The organism is Pseudomonas sp. Y3 TE3536, assembly GCF_053629175.1.
In genome coordinates this window covers 715,691-735,406 of the sequence record NZ_JBRJHU010000001.1, presented here as the reverse complement: position 1 = coordinate 735,406, position 19,716 = coordinate 715,691, and the positions used below count along the sequence as shown (strand labels likewise).

The 19,716-nt window shown below is 63.1% G+C and carries 19 protein-coding genes; 10 read left to right on the top strand and 9 right to left on the bottom strand.

Features of this window, described 5'->3' with window-relative positions; translation table 11 throughout:
• Nucleotides 1–39 precede the first annotated feature (39 nt).
• The 5 genes from AB7M33_RS03285 to AB7M33_RS03265 all read left to right on the top strand — a co-directional run bounded on the left by AB7M33_RS03285 (nucleotide 40) and on the right by AB7M33_RS03265 (nucleotide 4,564).
• A complete protein-coding gene (locus AB7M33_RS03285; protein WP_027595726.1) occupies nucleotides 40–801 on the top strand; it encodes a thioredoxin fold domain-containing protein in 762 nt (253 codons plus the stop codon).
• 82 nt (nucleotides 802–883) lie between these two features.
• Nucleotides 884–2,188, top strand: coding sequence for a homoserine dehydrogenase (locus AB7M33_RS03280; protein ID WP_085272718.1), 1,305 nt, complete (start codon nucleotides 884–886; stop codon nucleotides 2,186–2,188).
• A gap of 58 nt (nucleotides 2,189–2,246) precedes the next feature.
• On the top strand, nucleotides 2,247–3,656 hold the full coding sequence (gene thrC / locus AB7M33_RS03275) for a threonine synthase (protein WP_454242414.1): 1,410 nt from the start codon (nucleotides 2,247–2,249) through the stop codon (nucleotides 3,654–3,656).
• A gap of 130 nt (nucleotides 3,657–3,786) precedes the next feature.
• Nucleotides 3,787–4,203 carry a response regulator gene (locus AB7M33_RS03270; protein ID WP_454242413.1) on the top strand — a complete coding sequence of 139 codons (417 nt, stop codon included), beginning with the start codon at nucleotides 3,787–3,789 and terminating at the stop codon, nucleotides 4,201–4,203.
• A gap of 79 nt (nucleotides 4,204–4,282) precedes the next feature.
• Complete coding sequence (locus AB7M33_RS03265) at nucleotides 4,283–4,564, top strand: DUF3509 domain-containing protein (RefSeq protein WP_027595730.1); 282 nt, start codon at nucleotides 4,283–4,285, stop codon at nucleotides 4,562–4,564.
• Nucleotides 4,565–4,703: 139 nt separating this feature from the next.
• On the opposite strand, the gene AB7M33_RS03260 is transcribed toward AB7M33_RS03265, so the two are convergent.
• Together AB7M33_RS03260 and AB7M33_RS03255 are read right to left on the bottom strand one after the other, a co-directional pair.
• Nucleotides 4,704–5,579 carry a TIGR02285 family protein gene (locus AB7M33_RS03260; protein ID WP_454242412.1) on the bottom strand — a complete coding sequence of 292 codons (876 nt, stop codon included), beginning with the start codon at nucleotides 5,577–5,579 and terminating at the stop codon, nucleotides 4,704–4,706.
• 15 nt (nucleotides 5,580–5,594) lie between these two features.
• Nucleotides 5,595–6,794: a CaiB/BaiF CoA transferase family protein gene (locus AB7M33_RS03255; RefSeq protein WP_454242411.1), complete on the bottom strand. Its 1,200-nt coding sequence runs from the start codon at nucleotides 6,792–6,794 to the stop codon at nucleotides 5,595–5,597.
• A 132-nt stretch (nucleotides 6,795–6,926) separates the two neighbouring features.
• Between AB7M33_RS03255 and AB7M33_RS03250 the strand changes: the two genes are divergently transcribed.
• The 3 genes from AB7M33_RS03250 (at nucleotide 6,927) to AB7M33_RS03240 (ending at nucleotide 10,808) form a co-directional block, all read left to right on the top strand.
• The gene (locus AB7M33_RS03250; protein ID WP_027595733.1) at nucleotides 6,927–7,469 is read left to right on the top strand and encodes a YaeQ family protein; all 543 of its coding nucleotides are present in this window, start codon (nucleotides 6,927–6,929) and stop codon (nucleotides 7,467–7,469) included.
• Nucleotides 7,470–7,499: 30 nt separating this feature from the next.
• Nucleotides 7,500–9,209, top strand: coding sequence for a single-stranded-DNA-specific exonuclease RecJ (gene recJ / locus AB7M33_RS03245; protein WP_252826912.1), 1,710 nt, complete (start codon nucleotides 7,500–7,502; stop codon nucleotides 9,207–9,209).
• Between the two features lie 492 nt (nucleotides 9,210–9,701).
• Nucleotides 9,702–10,808 carry an NADH:flavin oxidoreductase/NADH oxidase gene (locus tag AB7M33_RS03240; RefSeq protein ID WP_454242410.1) on the top strand — a complete coding sequence of 369 codons (1,107 nt, stop codon included), beginning with the start codon at nucleotides 9,702–9,704 and terminating at the stop codon, nucleotides 10,806–10,808.
• Between the two features lie 9 nt (nucleotides 10,809–10,817).
• On the opposite strand, the gene AB7M33_RS03235 is transcribed toward AB7M33_RS03240, so the two are convergent.
• From AB7M33_RS03235 to ydcS, 7 genes are all read right to left on the bottom strand, one after another.
• On the bottom strand, nucleotides 10,818–11,150 hold the full coding sequence (locus tag AB7M33_RS03235; protein WP_264310044.1) for a type II toxin-antitoxin system HicB family antitoxin: 333 nt from the start codon (nucleotides 11,148–11,150) through the stop codon (nucleotides 10,818–10,820).
• Nucleotides 11,147–11,401 carry a type II toxin-antitoxin system HicA family toxin gene (locus AB7M33_RS03230; RefSeq protein WP_454242409.1) on the bottom strand — a complete coding sequence of 85 codons (255 nt, stop codon included), beginning with the start codon at nucleotides 11,399–11,401 and terminating at the stop codon, nucleotides 11,147–11,149. Before AB7M33_RS03230 ends, AB7M33_RS03235 begins: the two co-directional genes overlap by 4 nt.
• A 141-nt stretch (nucleotides 11,402–11,542) precedes the next feature.
• Nucleotides 11,543–12,967, bottom strand: coding sequence for a gamma-aminobutyraldehyde dehydrogenase (locus AB7M33_RS03225; protein ID WP_085272723.1), 1,425 nt, complete (start codon nucleotides 12,965–12,967; stop codon nucleotides 11,543–11,545).
• A 17-nt stretch (nucleotides 12,968–12,984) separates the two neighbouring features.
• Complete coding sequence (locus AB7M33_RS03220; RefSeq protein WP_027595737.1) at nucleotides 12,985–13,791, bottom strand: ABC transporter permease; 807 nt, start codon at nucleotides 13,789–13,791, stop codon at nucleotides 12,985–12,987.
• The gene (locus AB7M33_RS03215; protein ID WP_099428464.1) at nucleotides 13,781–14,713 is read right to left on the bottom strand and encodes an ABC transporter permease; all 933 of its coding nucleotides are present in this window, start codon (nucleotides 14,711–14,713) and stop codon (nucleotides 13,781–13,783) included. The genes AB7M33_RS03220 and AB7M33_RS03215 overlap by 11 nt, the downstream gene beginning before the upstream one ends.
• 1 nt (nucleotide 14,714) lies before the next feature.
• On the bottom strand, nucleotides 14,715–15,755 hold the full coding sequence (locus tag AB7M33_RS03210) for an ABC transporter ATP-binding protein (protein ID WP_027595739.1): 1,041 nt from the start codon (nucleotides 15,753–15,755) through the stop codon (nucleotides 14,715–14,717).
• A gap of 138 nt (nucleotides 15,756–15,893) precedes the next feature.
• Entirely contained in the window at nucleotides 15,894–17,045 is a 1,152-nt protein-coding gene (gene ydcS / locus AB7M33_RS03205; RefSeq protein ID WP_027595740.1) for a putative ABC transporter substrate-binding protein YdcS, read from the bottom strand.
• Between the two features lie 217 nt (nucleotides 17,046–17,262).
• Here ydcS and AB7M33_RS03200 point away from each other — a divergent pair, with 217 nt between their 5' ends.
• Both AB7M33_RS03200 and AB7M33_RS03195 read left to right on the top strand, forming a co-directional pair.
• Entirely contained in the window at nucleotides 17,263–17,961 is a 699-nt protein-coding gene (locus tag AB7M33_RS03200) for a tellurite resistance TerB family protein (RefSeq protein ID WP_085272725.1), read from the top strand.
• 128 nt (nucleotides 17,962–18,089) lie between these two features.
• Nucleotides 18,090–19,712: a methyl-accepting chemotaxis protein gene (locus AB7M33_RS03195; RefSeq protein WP_099428466.1), complete on the top strand. Its 1,623-nt coding sequence runs from the start codon at nucleotides 18,090–18,092 to the stop codon at nucleotides 19,710–19,712.
• Nucleotides 19,713–19,716 lie beyond the last annotated feature (4 nt).

Genomic DNA, 19,716 nt, shown 5'->3' with positions numbered 1-19,716 from the left:
GCGACGCCCTCCGGCCCCTGTCCGCCTTCAGGAGTTCCCATGCGCGTGACCCAAATTTTCGCCGCCGCCGCGTTGGCGCTGGCCAGTACCTTTGCCGTTGCCGCGGCAACCGACAGCAATGCCGGTGCCGAGCAGGCCATTCGCAAGTCGTTGCAGAACCTCGAACTGGAAGTGCCGGTAGAAAGCGTCGCCAGCAGCCCGCTCAATGGCCTGTATGAAGTCAAGCTGCAGGGCGGCCGCGTGCTGTACGCCAGTGCTGACGGCCAGTTCGTCATGCAGGGCTACCTGTACCAGATCCAGGACGGCAAGCCGGTCAACCTGACTGAGAAGACCGAGCGCCAAGGCGTTGCCAAGCTCATCAACGGCATTCCAGCCGCCGAGATGGTGGTTTATCCTGCCAAGGGCGAGACCAAGTCGCACATCACCGTGTTCACCGACACCACCTGCCCGTACTGCCACAAGCTGCACGCCGAAGTGCCGGAGCTCAACCGCCGCGGTATCGAAGTGCGCTATGTCGCCTTCCCGCGCCAGGGCCTCGGTTCGCCAGGTGATCAGCAGTTGCAGGCAGTCTGGTGCTCCAGCGACCGCCGTGCGGCGCTGGACAAGATGGTCGAGGGTAAGGAAATCAAGGCCGCCAAGTGCGCCAACCCGGTCAGCAAGCAGTTCCAGCTGGGCCAGTCGATCGGCGTCAACGGCACGCCGGCGATCGTCCTTGAAAGTGGCCAGGTGATCCCGGGCTACCAGCCGGCACCGCAAGTGGCCAAGTTGGCCCTGGCCGGCCAGCAGCAAGCAGCCAAGTAATCAATACAGTACGCCGTCGTCATGGGGTGACGGCATGTTTCACGGTCGGCGCAGGTGCCGGCCGTTCAATGGGGAGTTCACAGTGAAACCGGTCAAAGTAGGCATCTGTGGGTTGGGGACCGTCGGTGGCGGAACCTTCAATGTACTTCAGCGCAACGCCGAGGAGATTGCCCGCCGTGCCGGGCGCGGTATTGAAGTGGCACAGATTGCCATGCGCTCGCAGAACCCGAACTGCCAGATTACCGGTACCCCCATTACCGCTGATGTGTTCGACGTTGCGACCAACCCGGAAATCGACATCGTCATCGAGCTGATCGGTGGTTACACCATCGCCCGCGACCTGGTGCTCAAGGCCATCGAAAACGGCAAGCACGTGGTCACCGCGAACAAGGCGCTGATCGCCGTGCATGGCAACGAAATCTTTGCCAAGGCCCGCGAGAAGGGCGTTATCGTCGCCTTCGAAGCGGCGGTTGCCGGTGGCATCCCGGTGATCAAGGCGATCCGTGAAGGCCTGTCGGCCAACCGTATCAACTGGCTGGCCGGCATCATCAACGGCACCGGTAACTTCATCCTCACCGAAATGCGCGAAAAAGGCCGTGCCTTCCCGGACGTGCTGGCCGAAGCCCAGGCCCTGGGTTATGCCGAAGCGGACCCGACCTTCGACGTCGAGGGCATTGATGCGGCCCACAAGCTGACCATCCTGGCGTCCATCGCCTTTGGCATCCCGCTGCAGTTCGACAAGGCCTACACCGAAGGCATCACCCAGCTGACCACCGCTGACGTGAACTACGCCGAGGCCCTGGGCTACCGCATCAAGCACCTGGGCGTCGCGCGTCGCACGGCTGAAGGCATCGAGCTGCGCGTGCACCCGACATTGATCCCGAGCGATCGCCTGATCGCCAACGTCAACGGCGTGATGAACGCGGTCATGGTCAATGGCGACGCCGCCGGTTCGACCCTGTATTACGGCGCAGGTGCCGGTATGGAGCCGACCGCTTCGTCGGTCGTCGCCGACCTGGTCGACGTGGTTCGCGCAATGACCTCCGACCCGGAAAACCGCGTGCCGCACCTGGCCTTCCAGCCAGACTCGCTGTCGGCGCACCCGATTCTGCCGATCGAAGCCTGTGAAAGCGCCTACTACCTGCGCATCCAGGCCAAGGATCACCCCGGTGTGCTGGCCCAGGTGGCCAGCATCCTCTCGGAGCGTGGCATCAACATCGAGTCGATCATGCAGAAGGAAGCCGAGGAACAGGACGGCCTGGTGCCGATGATCCTGCTGACCCATCGCGTGGTCGAGCAGGGCATCAACGACGCCATTGTCGCCCTGGAAGCCCTGCAGGATGTGGTCGGCAAGGTCGTGCGCATCCGCGTCGAACAGCTCAATTAACGAATCATGCCGTTGGGCTGCGCACGCGGCCCCGGCCTCAGTATCGAAGGTTTGCACCATGCGCTATATCAGCACCCGTGGCCAGGCACCGGCCCTGAATTTCGAAGATGTCCTGCTGGCTGGCCTGGCCAGCGACGGCGGCCTGTACGTCCCTGAAAACCTGCCGCGCTTCACCCAGGAAGAGATCGCTTCCTGGGCTGGCCTGCCGTATCACGAACTGGCCTTCCGCGTGATGCGCCCGTTCGTCGCCGGTAGCATCGCCGACGCCGACTTCAAGAAGATCCTCGAGGAAACCTACGGCGCGTTCGCACACGCCGTCGTGGCACCGCTGCGCCAGTTGAACAGCAACGAGTGGGTGATGGAGCTGTTCCACGGCCCGACCCTGGCCTTCAAGGACTTTGCCCTGCAGCTGCTCGGCCGCCTGCTCGACCACGTGCTGGTCAAGCGCGGCGAGCGCGTGGTGATCGTCGGTGCCACCAGCGGTGACACCGGCTCCGCGGCCATCGAAGGTTGCCGCCGCTGCGACAACGTCGACATCTTCATCCTGCACCCGCACCAGCGCGTGTCGGAAGTACAGCGTCGGCAGATGACCACCATCTTCGGCGACAACATCCACAACATCGCCATCGAAGGCAACTTCGACGACTGCCAGGAGATGGTCAAGGCCAGCTTCGCCGACCAGTCGTTCCTCAAGGGCACCCGCCTGGTGGCCGTCAACTCGATCAACTGGGCGCGGATCATGGCCCAGATCGTCTACTACTTCCACGCAGCCCTGCAGTTGGGCGGCCCAGCCCGCTCGGTGGCGTTCTCGGTGCCCACCGGCAACTTCGGCGACATCTTCGCCGGTTACCTGGCACGCAACATGGGCCTGCCGATCAGCCAGCTGGTGGTCGCCACCAACCGTAACGACATCCTGCACCGCTTCATGAGCGGCAACCAGTACGTCAAGGACACCCTGCACGCGACCCTGTCGCCGTCGATGGACATCATGGTGTCGTCCAACTTCGAGCGCCTGCTGTTCGACCTGCACGGCCGTAACGGTGCAGCCATTGCCGCGTTGATGGACAACTTCAAGCAGGGTGGCGGTTTCAGCGTTGACGAAGACCGCTGGACCGAAGCGCGCAAACTGTTCGACTCGCTGGCCGTCAGTGACGAGCAGACCTGCGAGACCATCGCCGAAGTGTTCGCCAGCACCGGCGAAGTGCTCGACCCGCATACCGCGATCGGCGTCAAGGCTGCCCGCGAGTGCCGTCGCAGCCTGGACACGCCGATGGTGGTGCTGGGTACCGCGCATCCGGTCAAGTTCCCGGAAGCCGTGGAGAAGGCAGGTGTTGGCAAGGCGCTGGAATTGCCTGCACACCTGGCCGACCTGTTCAGCCGCGAAGAGCGCTGCACGGTGCTGGCCAATGACCTGAAGGCCGTTCAAGGCTTTGTCAGCCAGCATGGTAACCGCGGTAAGCCGCTTTAATTGCGGTGATATCAAGGGCCGCTTAGCGGCCCTTGATTGTCGAGTTTTCCACCTGATCTTTCGGATGTTTCCTATTTAACCCTCTTGGGATGTTGCCTAGATTTGCCAGTCCTTTCTCCAGGAGTGGCTCATGTCCAGGCCTTATGTGCTGATTCACCAGGCACGCCCTTCCCATCAAATCCTCCTGCACCAGGCATTCAATGCCCAAGGCATCTTCAATGTGCGCATCACTGAAGAAGCCGCCGACCTGCACGCGTGCCTGAGCGCTGAGCGTTGCCCTGACTTGCTGATCCTCGATCACGCCATGCCCAAAAGGGCAGGGCTTGCGCTATTGAAAAAACTGGCGGGTAGCCACGCCTTGCGCGCTTTGTTGTTCGTCGGTCAAGCCACACACGAACAGCAGAACCTGGCCCTGGAGGCGAAGCGACGGGGGCTATGGGTCGTCGCCGAGCTGCCGTGGCCACTGTCCATGGCCAATCTGCAACGCGCACTTCAGCGCCTGGGCGGGCGTATTCAAACTGTCACCTACGCCCCGCATGCTCACTGAAACAGCCGCGGCGTTTCGAACTTTGTGCTGCGCTTGTTGGTCAGTTTCTCCATAGCCCACCACGCAGCGAGTGATCCGGATGGAAAGAATCTGCAGACTGCTGAACGAAGCCCTGACCCCCTACCAGACGCACCTGGGCGTTGCCGATGCCAGTGGCAACCGTCAATTGACCGTCTTTGACAGCCTTGAAGGCATTACCCTGCAGCGCACGGTGAGCCTGCGCCAGTTGCAGGAACAGCGCCTGCTCATTGACCTGGTGGATGGTTTGCACCGTGACCTGCAGATTGCCGAAGGCCGCTTGCAGCCCTGTGTGATTGCTGCCTTGCAACAGCGACAGCAAATGCCGGGAACCTTTGCCTGAATTGCTTATCAGACACAGTAAGGGCAGCTAGCCAGCGCATTGCTCCGGTGCTGGCAGGCTGTCACGGGAAGTCCCAAGGGACTTTCAATTAGCCCCGGGCGTCCTCCCCAGCGTTCCGGGGTTTCTTTTGTCTGCAGTACTAGGGTTGTTTGAAAAACTGCTTGCTCTGTTCCAGGTAGGTTGCCTGCAACTCAGGGTCCAGCCACCGGGCATATAGCCCTGGCAAGGTCTCTTGGCGTAGCGTGGGCAATAGCTGGTCGATATGCGCAACGGCCTCGCGACCCAGTGCCGAGTCTGAGCAACCCACATGCAGAAACTGATAGCGGTTCACGCCCCGAACCGGATGAAACTGGTAGTCACCCAGTGACCCGCCTTGCTGCTGGATCAGGTAACGCACTTCTGGCCAATACCCCATCACCATGTGCAGGCGCCCCAGTTGTTGCATCTGCAACTGGTTGGCGGTGGCATCGTTGCCGTAGTGGCGGCTGAGTGCCGAGTCTGGCAATTGGCGCAGGATCTCGTCGATCTGCGTGCCATAGCTGCGTTCGGCGACGATGCCGAGCTTCAACGGGGTGTGGCTCATCAGCCCGGGCAGGTCGACCTCGTTGTCGGTGAGAAACGGCGCCAGCAGTGCCTCACCTGCCTTGCGCACCACCAGCCCCCCGCTCAACACCCCCAGCGACGGTATGGAAAAGCGCACGTACTCGGCACGCTCCGGCGTCCATAGCAAGGTTGGGTCGCAGGTAAAAGTGTTCGGGTCCTGAAGCATCTGGATACCGCGGGCACGGTTTACCCGGACGATACTGTGATCGTATTCGGGCATCTGCTCGATCAGCAGTGGCAGCAGGCGGTCAATGACCCCTTGGCCTTTCTCTGTCCCTTCAAAAATGGTGAAGGGCGGCAGGTCGCGAACCAGCCACAACAAGCGCTCCTTGGCCGCCGCGTGCGGCACGGCCAGTGCAGGCAGCAGCGCGCACAGCAAAAGCAGGGTGCGTAACCAGTGGGCAGCTCGCATCGGCGGCGGCAGGCGTCAGACCGCGCCTGCTTCGCGCAGGCCGGCGATGGCGGCCGCGTCGTAGCCCAGGGCGGTGAGCAGTACTTCGGTGTGTTCGCCCAGCGCAGGGCCGACCCACTCGGTGGAGCCGGGGGTTTCCGAAAGCTTCGGTACGATGCCTGGCATCTTGAAGGGTTTGCCGTCTGGCAGGCGCGCCTGCAGGAACATTTCCCGCGCCAGGTATTGCGGGTCGTTGAACATGTCCTCGGCAGAATAGATGCGGCTTGCAGGTACTTCGGCGGTGGTGAGCACCTGCATGAGCTGCTCCAGCGGCTGGCTGTTGGCCCAGCGGTCGATCACCCCATAGAGCTCGTCACGGCGCAGGTCGCGGCCATCGTTGGTGGCCAGTGAAGGGTCTTCGGCCAGGTCGGCGCGGCCTATGGCCTGCATGAAACGCTTGAAGATCGCATCGCCATTGGCGCCGATCTGCACATGCTTGCCATCGGCACTGGTGTGGATGGAGGAGGGCGTGATGCCGGGCATGATATTGCCGGTGCGTTCGCGGATGAAACCGAAGACGTCGAATTCCGGAACCATGCTTTCCATCATGGCGAAGATCGCCTCGTACAGCGCCACGTCCACCACTTGGCCCTGGCCGCCGTTGACCTCGCGGTGCCGCAACGCCATCAAGGCCCCGATCACCCCCCACAGCGCGGCAATCGAATCACCGATGGAGATGCCGGTGCGCACGGGCGGGCGGTCGTCGAAGCCGGTGATGTAGCGCAGGCCGCCCATGGACTCGCCCACCGCGCCAAAACCTGGCTGGTCTTTCATCGGCCCGGTCTGGCCGAAACCCGACAGGCGTACCATGACCAAGCGCGGGTTGAGCGCGTGCAGCACATCCCAGCCCAGGCCGAGCTTTTCCAGCACGCCGGGGCGGAAGTTCTCGATCAGGATATCGGCCTCGGCCAGCAGGCGCTTGAGGATCTCGCGGCCGTCCGGGTGCTTGAGGTTGAGGGTCAGTGACTGTTTGTTGCGTGCCTGCACGAACCACCACAGCGACGTGCCTTCGTACATCTTGCGCCATTTGCGCAGCGGGTCGCCGCCATCGGGGGATTCGACCTTGATCACCTCGGCACCGAACTCGGCACAGATGCGCGACGCGAACGGGCCAGCGATCAGGGTCCCGAGTTCGATGACTTTCAGGCCGGCGAGGGGTTTGCTGGGCGTAGACATGGGGCATCCGTGGCAACTGGGCAGAGCCGTGGTTTTATCATAGCTCTGAAGCGGCAGATACTGCCGCGGCGCAACGAGGGGCAGGATCGGTTAGACTGTGTGACTTTTCTTTGCGCAAGAAGCCCGTCGACCATGGCCCAGCCGTCCACTACCTACAAATTCGAACTGAATCTGACTGACCTTGATCGCAACGTCTACCAAAGCGTCAAGCAGACCATTGCCCGTCACCCTTCGGAAACCGAAGAGCGTATGGCCGTTCGTCTGTTGGCCTACGCACTCTGGTACAACGAGCAATTGTCGTTTGGTCGTGGTCTGTCGGATGTCGACGAACCGGCGTTGTGGGAAAAGAGCCTGGACGATCGCGTCCTGCACTGGATCGAAGTCGGCCAACCGGATGCCGACCGCTTGACCTGGTGCTCCCGTCGCACCGAGCGCACCAGCCTGCTGGCCTACGGTAGCCTGCGCGTGTGGGAGACCAAGGTGGTGCCTGCGGTCAAGGGCCTGAAGAACCTGAACATCGCTGCAGTGCCGCAGGAGGTGCTGGAAACCCTGGCCACCGACATGCCGCGCAGCATCAAGTGGGACGTGATGATCAGCGAAGGCACGGTGTTCGTCACCGATGACCGTGGCCAGCACGAAGTGCAGCTGGAGTGGCTGCTCGGTGAGCGTGGCTGACCTGACCCTTTCCTGATTGCCGAAGACCCCATGCGTATCGAACCTCGCCCCCTGCCGTCGACCTTGCCCTTGCTGGGTAACCTGCCACCCTTGTTGACCCGTCTGTATGCCGCCCGCGGCGTGCAGACCGAGGCCGAACTGGACAAAAGCCTGGCGCGGCTGTTGCCGTACCAGCAACTCAAAGGCATCGAGGCGGGGGTAGACCTGCTGGTCGAAGCCCTCGACCAGCGCCAGCGCATTCTCATCGTTGGCGACTTCGACGCCGACGGTGCCACTGCCAGCACCGTTGGCGTGCTGGGCCTGCGTTTGCTGGGTGCGGCGCACGTCGATTACCTGGTGCCCAACCGCTTCGAATTCGGCTATGGCCTGACGCCGGAGATCGTCGACGTCGCACTGCAGCGCCAGCCGCAGTTGCTGATCACCGTCGACAACGGCATCTCCAGTGTCGATGGCGTGGCGGCAGCCAAGGCGGCGGGGCTCAAAGTGCTGGTCACCGACCACCACTTGCCGGGTGAACAATTGCCCGACGCCGATGCGATCATCAACCCGAACCAGCCGGGCTGTGACTTCCCGAGCAAGTCGCTGGCCGGGGTCGGGGTGATCTTCTATGTGCTCATGGCCTTGCGCGCACGCCTGCGCAGCCTGGGGCGCTACGACACGCAAGCACAGCCAAACATCGGCGAGCTGCTCGACCTGGTGGCGCTGGGCAGCGTCGCCGACGTGGTGCCGCTGGACGCCAACAACCGCATCCTGGTGCACCAGGGCCTTGAACGCATTCGTGCTGGCCGCGCTCGGCCGGGCCTCAAGGCGATTCTTGAGGTGGCCCGCCGTGATCACCGGCGCATCACCTCCACCGACCTGGGCTTCATTCTGGGCCCGCGCTTGAACGCGGCTGGGCGCTTGGACGACATGAGCCTGGGCATCGAATGCCTGCTGTGCGAAGACGCCGCCCTGGCCCAGGAAATGGCCCAGCAGCTGGACGACCTCAACCAGGACCGCAAGTCTATCGAGCAGGGCATGCAGCGCGAGGCGCTGGCCCAGCTCAAGGACCTGCCCGTCGAATCGATGCCGTACGGTTTGTGCCTGTTCGACGCCGACTGGCACCAGGGCGTGATCGGGATTCTTGCCTCACGCTTGAAGGAACGTTATCACCGGCCGACCATCGCCTTTGCCGATGCCGGCGACGGCATGCTCAAGGGCTCGGCACGTTCGGTGCCGGGTTTTCACATCCGCGATGCGCTGGATGCGGTGGCGGCGCGCCATCCGCAGCTGATCAGCAAATTCGGCGGGCACGCCATGGCCGCCGGGTTGTCGTTGCCTGAAGGCAACTTCCCGGCGTTCGCCGAGGCGTTTGACCAGGAAGTGCGGCGCCAGCTGCGCGAAGAAGACCTCACCGGCCGGCTTCTGTCGGATGGCAGCCTGGCCGTGGAAGAGTTTCACCTCGACCTGGCCAAGGCCCTGCGCCACGCCGGGCCATGGGGGCAGCACTTCCCAGAGCCGTTGTTCCATGGTGTGTTCCAGCTTGTCGAGCAGCGAGTGGTCGGCGAGCGGCACCTGAAAGTGGTGCTCAAGAGCGAATGTGGGTCGGTGAGGCTTGATGGCATTGCCTTCGGCGTCGACCGCGAGGTGTGGCCGAACCCTACCGTGCGTTGGGTGGAGCTGGCGTACAAGCTGGATGTGAACGAGTTTCGGGGTAATGAGAGCGTGCAGTTGATGATTGCCCACATGGAGCCGCGCTGACGGTTTCAAGGTGATTGGCTTGGGTGTTGTGGTGCGGCGGATATCGAGCGCCGCCCGCGCGGCGCTTCGCAGCACAAGGCTGCTCCTACATTTGTTTCGGGCCAGTCACTTCTGTGAGGTCACCTCTATTCGCCTTGTCTGCCCCGTCGATATCGAAGGGGCATCGCTGTTTTTAATCAATCTCCAGCCATGCACCTAGGGTGCGCGCGCCTATGGCACAGGAATAATTGGCCCGAAACAGATGTGGGAGCAGCCTTGTGCTGCGAAGCGCCGCGCGGGCGGCGCTCGATCTCATAGGCGCTGCAAACCTGTCGGCGTACACCTGGAGGCCTTGCCTCATCAAACCAAACACCCAGCATCCCACCCCAAATCCCATGGAACCTCCCCCCCACCCATTCTGGTCTAGTCTGAAGTTATGACCGGACCTGGGCCAGGGACGTGCAATTGAGTGTCCGGGCCGGATCACCATTGGAGTCCTTGGGAGGTGCCCTCATGAGCCTGCTGCTCGAGCCTTACACCCTGCGTCAGCTGACGTTGCCCAACCGCATCGCGGTCTCGCCGATGTGCCAGTATTCCGCTGTCGATGGCTTGGCCAACGACTGGCATCTTGTCCATTTGGGTAGCCGCGCCGTCGGGGGTGCGGGCCTGGTCATTACCGAAGCGACCGCCGTCACCCCTGATGGCCGTATCACCGCCGAAGACCTCGGCCTGTGGCATGACGAACAGATTGCCCCGCTGCAGCGCATCACCCGTTTTATTACCGCCCAAGGCGCCGTGCCTGGGGTGCAACTTGCCCACGCTGGGCGCAAGGCCAGCACGCACCGGCCTTGGTTAGGCAAGCATGGCAGCCTGAAAGCCGAGGATGGTGGCTGGCAGCCGGTCGGGCCGTCGAAGATCGCTTTCGACCCTGAACATGCAGTGCCTCACGAGCTGTCGGAAGGGGAGATCGCCGGTATCGTCCAGGCTTTCGCCGATGCCGCTCGACGCGCGCTGACGGCGGGCTTCAAAGTGGTCGAGGTGCATGCCGCCCATGGCTATTTGCTGCATCAGTTTCTCTCGCCACTGAGTAACCAGCGGCGTGACAAGTACGGCAGCTGCTTTGAAAACCGCATCCGCCTGACACTCGACGTCACCCAGGCGGTGCGTGATGTCTGGCCGGACGATTTGCCAGTGTTCGTACGGGTATCGGCGACCGACTGGGTAGAGGACGGCTGGAACCCTGACGAAACCGTCGAGCTGGCACGGCGCCTGCGCTCGCTAGGCGTCGACCTTATAGATGTTTCATCCGGCGGCACGTCGGTCAACGCCGAGATCCCGACCGGCCCCGGTTACCAGACCCGCTTCGCCGAGCGCGTGCGCAAAGAGTCGGAAATCGCCACCGGCACCGTGGGCATGATCACCGAGCCGGCCCAGGCCGAGCACATCCTGCGTACCGGCCAGGCCGACGTCATCTTCCTGGCCCGCGAACTGCTGCGCGACCCTTACTGGCCGCTGCATGCCGACGATGACCTGGGCGGCAACAAGGCCACCTGGCCGGCGCAGTATCAACGGGCTACTAGCCGGGCTAACCCGATTCATGAGTCGGATTTGCGGGATTGACGTGCAGCTTCAGCTGTAAGCGGCATTGCTGAGGATGTCGCTTACCCATTGATTGATGCTTTTCTCTGCAAGCTCGGCTTTGGCTGCCACGCTGGCATGAAGAGAGGGCTCCAGGCGCAAACTGAGCTTACCGGAGTAGGTTTTCTGTGGTTCGCGGCCGAGGCGTTCGCACGTTTCAAGATAGTCATCAACGGCTTCTTCGAATGCCTGGCGCAACTCGTGGATCGATTCGCCATGAAAACCGATTACGTCGCGTATGCCTGCAACGTGGCCGATCAGCAACTGGTCTTCGTCGCTGTATTCGATGCGAGCGGCATAGCCGCGGTAGGTCATGACATTCATGGTATTACTCCTGCCTGCTCAAGGAACTGGCGGGCGCCTCTTAATTGATAGGGCTTGGCGAGCTTGTCCGGGTGAGGGCGGTGGAAGGTGGCTACCGCTCCATTGAGTTCAAAACGAACGCGTGAGCCGCTTCCCTCAATCACTCGAGCGCCAAGCGAGATCAACAGTGATTCCAGGCGGGCCCACTCCAGTGTCTTGGAGACCGGTTTTTTGAGAACCGTCTCGAACGTGCTTTTTTGATGGTTATTCATGGTATCAGATTATGATACCAATCAGCCAGGCTCAACGGATGGAGTGTAGGAGCGGGGAGATCGTCATTGAAGGAAAATTCTGTATTTGACCATTGGCATTGATCGAGGGGGCGATGAGGCCACCCCGATCAATGCATTAGTTCAATGCTTGATCATCACATGCCGCACACAGGTGTAGTCCTCCAGCCCATACACCGACATATCCTTCCCATACCCCGAATGCTTCTGCCCGCCATGGGGCATTTCGCTGACCAGCATGAAGTGGGTGTTCACCCAGGTGCAGCCGTACTGCAAGCGCGCCGCCAGGCGATGGGCGCGGCCGGTGTCGCGGGTCCACACCGATGACGCCAGGCCGTAGTTGGAATCGTTGGCCCATGCCAGCGCCTGCGCCTCGTCGGTGAAGCGGGTCACCGAGACCACCGGGCCAAATACCTCGTTGCGCACGATCTCGTCATCCTGCAGAGCATCGGCCAGTACGGTTGGCTCGAAGAAGAAGCCGTCGCCCTCAATCGCCTTGCCACCTGTCACCAGGCGAATGTGCGGTTGGGCGATAGCCCGCTCCACAAGGCCTGCGACCTTGTCGCGGTGCTGGGCACTGATCAGTGGCCCCAGTTCCGTGTCCTCGGCGTCCTGCAGGCCGGGCTTGAGGCTGGCCACCGCTTCGCCCAGGCGTTGCACGAATGGCTCGTAGATGCCGTCCTGCACATACAGGCGGCAAGCCGCGGTGCAGTCCTGGCCGGCGTTGTAGAAGCCGAACGTGCGGATACCCTCGATGGCGGCGTCGATGTCGGCATCGTCGAACACCAGCACCGGCGCCTTGCCGCCCAGCTCCATGTGCATGCGCTTCACACTGTCGGCGGTGGCGCTGATGATGTGCGCGCCGGTGGGGATCGAACCGGTCAGCGACACCATGCGCACGTTCGGGTGGGTGACCAGCGGCGTGCCGACGGTTTGGCCACGGCCGAAGAGAATATTGAGCACGCCAGGTGGCAGCAGCCCTTGCGCCAGCTCGCCCAGGCGCAGTGCGGTGAGCGGCGTCAGTTCGGACGGTTTGATCACTACGGTGTTGCCGGCTGCCAGGGCCGGCGCGACTTTCCAGGCCAGCATCATCAGCGGGTAGTTCCACGGCGCGATCGAGGCGACCACGCCCAGTGGGTCGCGGCGGATCATCGAGGTGTGCCCTGGCAAGTATTCGCCGGCCGCCGAGCCGCCCAGGCAACGCGCCGCCCCGGCGAAAAAGCGGAACACGTCGGCAATCGCCGGGATTTCGTCATTCAGCGCAGCACTGAAGGGCTTGCCGCAGTTCTGCGATTCGAGCCGGGCCAGTTCCTCGCCATGCTGCTCGATGGTGTCGGCCAGCGCCAGCAATGCCAGGGAGCGGTCCTTGGGGCTGGCTTGTGACCAGCCCTCGAAGGCCTGGTCGGCGGCACGCACGGCGCTGTCGACCTGCGCTTCGCTGGCTTCGTTGATTTGCGCCAGGGCGCTGCCCGAGGCGGGGTTGAGCACGGTCCAGGCCGGCCCCTCGCCGGCGACCAGGTGACCGTTGATCAGCATCTGCGTTTGCATGGAAGACTCCTCCAGGGTCATTTGCCACTGCCCGCGACGCTTTCGCCGCCGCGGGTCAGGTAATAGGCGCCGAGGATCGGCAGCATGGTCACCAGCATCACCAGCATGGCGACCACATTGGTCACGGGCACGTCGCGCGGGCGGCTGAGCTGGTTGAGCAACCAGATCGGCAGCGTGCGTTCGTGCCCTGCGGTAAAGGTGGTCACGATGATTTCGTCGAACGACAAAGCGAAGGCCAGCATGCCACCTGCCAGCAGTGCCGAGCCGAGATTGGGCAGGATGATGTAGCGGAAGGTCTGCCAGCCATCCGCGCCCAGGTCCATCGAGGCTTCGATCAGGCTTTGCGAGGTCCGCCGCAGGCGGGCGATGACGTTGTTGTAGACGATCACCACGCAGAAGGTCGCGTGGCCGACCACGATGGTGAACAGGCCAGGTTCGATGCCCAGGCTCTTGAATGCGGAGAGCAGGGCGATACCGGTGATGATGCCGGGCAGGGCAATCGGCAAAATCAGCATCAGCGAGATGCCCTCCTTGCCAAAAAAGCTGCGCCGGTACAGCGCCGCCGAGGCCAGGGTGCCGAGCACCAGGGCAATCAGTGTGGCTAGGCAGGCAACCTGCAGCGACAGCTTGATGGCTTCGAGCACATCCGGGCGAGCGAAGGCCACGCTGAACCACTTCAGGGTAAAGCCCTGGGGCGGGAAGCTGAAGGCCGCGTCTTCGGTGTTGAAGGCGTAGAGGACGATGATCAGGATCGGGAAGTGCAGGAACAGCAACCCGCCCCAGGCCGCCAGGCGCAAGCCGGTTGATGCGTTTTCAGAGTGCATCGAATGCCCCCAGGCGCTTGACGATGGACAAGTAGACCGCGATCAGCACGATAGGCACCAAGGTAAACGCGGCGGCCATTGGCATGTTGCCGATCGCCCCTTGTTGGGCATAGACCATGCTGCCGATGAAGTAACCGGGCGGGCCGATCAGCTGCGGTACGATGAAGTCGCCCAGGGTCAGGGAGAAGGTGAAGATCGACCCCGCGGCAATGCCCGGGATCGACAGCGGCAAAATCACCTGCCAGAAAGTTTGCCTGGGCCTGGCCCCGAGGTCCGCCGAAGCTTGCAGCAAGGACGGCGGCAAGCGCTCCAGCGAGGCTTGAATCGGCAGGATCATGAACGGCAGCCAGATGTACACGAACACCATGAAGCGCCCCAGGTGCGAGGTCGACAGGGTACTGCCGCCAACGCCAGGCACTGTCAGCACCGCCTGCAGCAGGCCGTCCAGGTGCAGCACCTGGACGAACCACTGGGCCACGCCGCCCTTGGCCAGCAGCAAGGTCCAGGCGTAAGTCTTGACGATGTAGCTGGCCCACATCGGCATCATCACCGCGATGTAGAAAAATGCCTTGGTCTTGCCGCTGGTGTAGCGCGCCATGTAGTAGGCGATCGGGAAGGCCAGCACCGCGCTGGCCAGCGAGACTGCCACTGCCATGCCCAAGGTGCGCAGGATGATGTCGAAGTTCGACGGGTTGAACAGCGCCGCGAAATTGCCCAGGGTCAGGTCCGGGGTCACCGCCATGGTGAAGTCGTCGAAGGTATAGAACCCCTGCCACAGCAGGTTCAGCAACGAGCCCAGGTAGATCGCCCCGAACCAGGTCAGTGGCGGGATCAACAGCAGCATCAGGTAGAGATTGGGGCGCCGGTACAACAGGTTGGAGAACCTGCGCAGCGGGCTTGGGTTGGCGCGCGGGGCGTTCATCTCAGCGGCCCTCGTCGAGCACGGTTTCCTGCAGCGCCGTCATCGCTTCACGGGGCCAGCGCGCCAGTACCCGCTGGCCGGCCTGCCAGGTTGGCGGCTGTGCCTGCCAGCGGTCGTTGGCCTGGCTTACGGTCAGCAGCTGGCCGCTGTCCAACTGCAGCTCGAAGCGGGTCGCGCTGCCTTGATACTGCACGTCGTGCAACAGGCCACTGACTTGCACTTCATGGCTGGCAGCGGCCTGTTCGCCCAGGCGGATATGCTCGGGGCGGATGGAAAACGGCGCGGGGCTGCCATTGAGCTGCTCGGCCAACGCGCCGCGCACCACGTTCGAGGTGCCGACGAACTCGGCGACGAAGGTAGTGGCCGGCTTCATGTACAGGTTGCGCGGGGTGTCGACCTGTTCGATGCGCCCGCGGTTGAACACCGCGACCCGATCGGACATCGACAGCGCTTCGGTCTGGTCGTGGGTGACGAAGATGAAGGTGATCCCCAGCTGGCGCTGGAGTTTTTTCAGTTCGCCCTGCATCTGCTCGCGCAGCTTCAGGTCCAGTGCACCCAGCGGTTCGTCGAGCAACAGCACCCGTGGGCGGTTGACCAGGGCACGGGCGAGGGCGACGCGCTGGCGCTGGCCGCCGGACAGCTGCGCCGGTTTGCGCGCACCGTAACCGGCCAGCGCCACCATCGCCAAGGCCTCTTCAGCGCGGGCGTGGCGCTCGGCCTTGGCCACGCCTTTGACCTTGAGGCCGTAGGCGATGTTGTCGCGCACGTTCATGTGCGGGAACAGTGCGTAGTCCTGGAACACGGTGTTGACGTCGCGTTGGTAGGGCGGCACGCCTGCAGCTTCGACGCCATGGATGCGGATCGAGCCAGTGTTGGGTTGTTCGAAGCCTGCGATCAGGCGCAGGCAGGTGGTCTTGCCCGAGCCGGAAGGGCCGAGCATGGAAAAGAACTCGCCATCTTCGATGTCGATGCTGACCTGGTCGACGGCCTTGACCTCGCCGAAGGTGCGTGAAACGTGGGTGAACTGGACGGCTAGGGGCATGGGCGGTACTCAGCTGTGCTTGTAGTGCCTGCACCGGCCCTTTCGCGGGGCAAGCCCGCTCCCACAGGGGCCATAGCGACGCTGCCCTTGTGGGAGCGGGCTCGTCCCGCGAAGGGGCCGGTGCAGGCTCATTCGACCTTAGCGTCCACCCATGATCGCAATATAATCCTGCGTCCACCGGCTGTACGGCACGAACTTGCCCCCCTGTGCCTGCGGGGTCTTCCAGAAGGCAATCTTGTCGAAGTTGTCGAAGCCATTGGTCTTGCACCCTTCGGCGCCCAGCAGTTCGCTGCCGGTGCAGGCCGCAGGCACCGCGGGCAACGAACCGAACCAGGCCGCCACATCACCTTGCACCTTCGGTTGCAGTGACCAGTCCATCCATTTGTAGGCACAGTTGGGGTGTTTGGCCTCGCTGTGCAGCATGGTGGTGTCGGCCCAGCCCGTGGCGCCTTCTTTCGGAATGGTCGAGGCCACCGGCTGGTTCTCGGCTTTCAGGCCGTTGACCATGTAGCCCCAGGAGCTGGACGCGGCCACGCCTTCGTTCTTCACATCGCTCATCTGCACCGTGGCGTCATGCCAGTAGCGGTGAATCAACGGCTGCTGCTGGCGCAACAGTTCGAGCACCGCCTTGTACTGGGTCTCGTTCAGTTCGTAGGGGTCCTGGATGCCCAGTTCCGGCTTGGCCGACTTCAGGTACAGCGCCGCATCGGCGATGTAGATCGGCCCGTCGTAGGCTTGCACGCGGCCTTTGTTCGGCTTGCCGTCGGGCAGGTTTTGCGGTTCGAAGACCACGCCCCAGCTGGTCGGCGGCTGCTTGAATACCGTGGTGCTGTACAGCAGCACGTTCGGCCCCCATTGGTACGGGGTGCCGTAGGCTTGCTTGTCGACCACGTACCAGCCGCCGTTTTGCAGGCGCGGGTCGATGTTTTTCCAGTTGGGGATCAGCGCGGTGTTGATCGGCTGTACCCGCTTGCCGGCGATCAGCCGCAGCGACGCGTCGCCCGAGGCGGTGACCAGGTCGTAGCCGCCCTTGGTCATCAGGCTGACCATTTCGTCCGAGGTGGCGGCGGTCTTGACGCTGACCTTGCAGCCGGTTTCCTTTTCAAAGCCGGTGACCCAATCGTAGGCCTTGTCGCTTTCACCGCGCTCGATGTAGCCGGGCCAGGCGACGATATCCAGGCGCCCTTCGCCGGCTCCCAGGGCTTTGAGCGGTTCGGCGGCCTGCAGGCTGGCGCTGGCGAGCAACGCGCCAGTCATGGCGCCGAGCAATGCGGTCTTGTGCGCTGACATGGTGTTCCCTCTTCTTGGAGATCTGGGTCGGGGCAGTCATCAAGCAAGCAGTGGAGCGATTGTTATAAGCGTAGTGCGATTGCGCGAGGTATTGGCGATATCGAGTCTAGTTGGCTTTTTGCTGGCCAATGCAACATCCGGAAGCAAATCCCCCCGTGGCGATCGCGTGGGCAAGGCTTAATCTGGCCATTCTTTTGCGACGTCTGGAGGCACCTGAATGAACACCCGCGGACTGCTCGACCAACTGCTCAAGTCCGGCCAGCAACTGCTCGAAAAACAGGCCGGCAAAGGCGGCTCAGGCAAGCCCGGCACCAGCGCCGGCGGCCTTGGCGGCCTGCTCTCCGGCGTGGGTGGCGGCGCGTTGGGGGCAGGGGCGCTGGGCCTGTTGCTGGGTAGCAAGAAGGCCCGCAAATATGGCGGCAAAGCCCTGACCTACGGTGGCCTGGCTGCGCTCGGGGTGCTGGCCTACAAGGCCTACGGCAATTGGCAGGCGCGCCAGCCGGGGGCAGGGCAGGCGCCCGAGCCGCAAACCCTCGACCGCCTGCCACCGGCCCAGGCCGAGCAGCACAGCCAGGCGGTGCTGCGCGCCCTGGTGGCAGCGGCCAAGTCCGATGGCCATATCGATGAGCGCGAGCGCGCCTTGATCGAAGGCGAGTTCACCCGCCTGGACACGGACCGCGAACTGCAACACTGGCTGCACGATGAGCTGAACAAACCGCTGGACCCGGCCGAAGTGGCGCGTGCTGCGCAAACACCGGAAATGGCCGCCGAGATGTACCTGGCCAGTGTGATGATGGTCGATCAGGAAAACTTCATGGAGCGCGCCTACCTGGACGAACTCGCCCGGCAGCTGCGCCTGGACCCGGCATTGCGCCAGGAACTGGAGAGCCAGGTGCGGCTCGCCGCAGGCCAATAGCAGGCGACTTGGCTTGTCCATCAGGCAAGGATGCCTGAATACCCCGCATTTCAGCCGCAAAAGCGTAGGATGCCTGGGCTATACTTCGGCGATTTTTCCCGCTCGTTGTGAATTCCTGAGGGCTGAATGTGAAGAACTGGACCTTGCGCCAACGGATCCTGGCAAGTTTCGCCGTGATCATCGCCATCATGCTGCTGATGATCGTAGCCGCCTACTCGCGGCTGGTGGCGATCGAAAGTGCCGAGGAGGCAGTGGGGACCGACAGCATCCCCGGGGTCTATTACAGCTCGATGATTCGCAGTGCCTGGGTCGACAGCTACGTCACCAGCCAGCAATTGGTGGGCTTGTCCAACCGCCGCGAAATCACCTCGGCGGACCTGGAACTGTTCAAGAGCTTCGAGGACCGCCTCAAGCAGCACATGGCCAGTTACCAGAACACCATCAAGGACAGCGACGACCAGGCCCGCTTCGACAGCTTCGTGCAGCTGGAACAGAACTACATCAAGATCGTCGGCCAGGTGCTGGACACCTACCGCCAGCGCAACTATGACGAAGCCGAACGGCTGATCATCGAAGTGCTCACCCCGGCGTGGGTCGATGGCCGCAAGCACCTCAACGACGTGATCGAGAACAACCGTGCCTCGGCCGACGCCGCCACCCACGATATCGTCAGCGCCGTCAGCACAGCCAAGGGCAGCATGATGGTTTCGCTGCTGCTGGCAATCGTTGCCGCCGGGATCTGCGGGTTGCTGCTGATGCGCGCCATCAGCGCCCCCATGCAGCGCATCGTCCACGCCCTCGACAGGCTGCGTTCGGGTGACCTGAGCATGCGCCTGAGCCTGGACCGCAAGGACGAGTTCGGCGCCATCGAAAGCGGCTTCAACGAAATGGCCGAGGCGCTGGCCAACCTGGTGTCCCAGGCCCAGCGGTCATCGGTGCAGGTGACCACCTCGGTGACCGAGATCGCCGCCACGTCCAAGCAGCAGCAGGCCACCGCCACCGAGACCGCCGCGACCACCACCGAAATCGGCGCCACCTCGCGGGAAATCGCCGCCACCTCGCGTGACCTGGTACGCACCATGACCGAGGTCACCTCTGCCGCCGATCAGGCCTCCAGCCTGGCCGGCTCCGGCCAGCAAGGTCTGGCCCGCATGGAAGAAACCATGCACCAGGTGATGGGCGCCGCCGACCTGGTCAATGCCAAGCTCGGCATCCTCAACGAAAAGGCCAGCAACATCACCCAGATGGTAGTGACCATCGTCAAGGTGGCCGACCAGACCAACCTGTTGTCGCTCAATGCCGCCATCGAAGCGGAAAAAGCCGGCGAGTATGGCCGTGGCTTCGCCGTGGTGGCGACCGAGGTACGCCGCCTGGCTGACCAGACAGCGGTGGCCACTTACGACATCGAGCAGATGGTGCGCGAAATCCAGTCGGCGGTGTCGGCCGGGGTCATGGGCATGGACAAGTTCTCTGAAGAAGTGCGCCGCGGCATGTTCGAGGTGCAGCAAGTGGGCGAGCAGCTCAGCCAGATCATCCATCAGGTGCAGGCCCTGGCGCCGCGTGTGCTGATGGTCAACGAGGGCATGCAGGCCCAGGCCACCGGCGCCGAGCAGATCAACCAGGCGTTGGCCCAGCTGAGCGATGCCAGCACCCAGACGGTCGAGTCGCTGCGCCAGGCCAGTTTTGCCATTGACGAGCTCAGCCAGGTGGCAGCAGGCCTGCGTGGCGGCGTGTCGCGATTCAAAGTCTGACGAC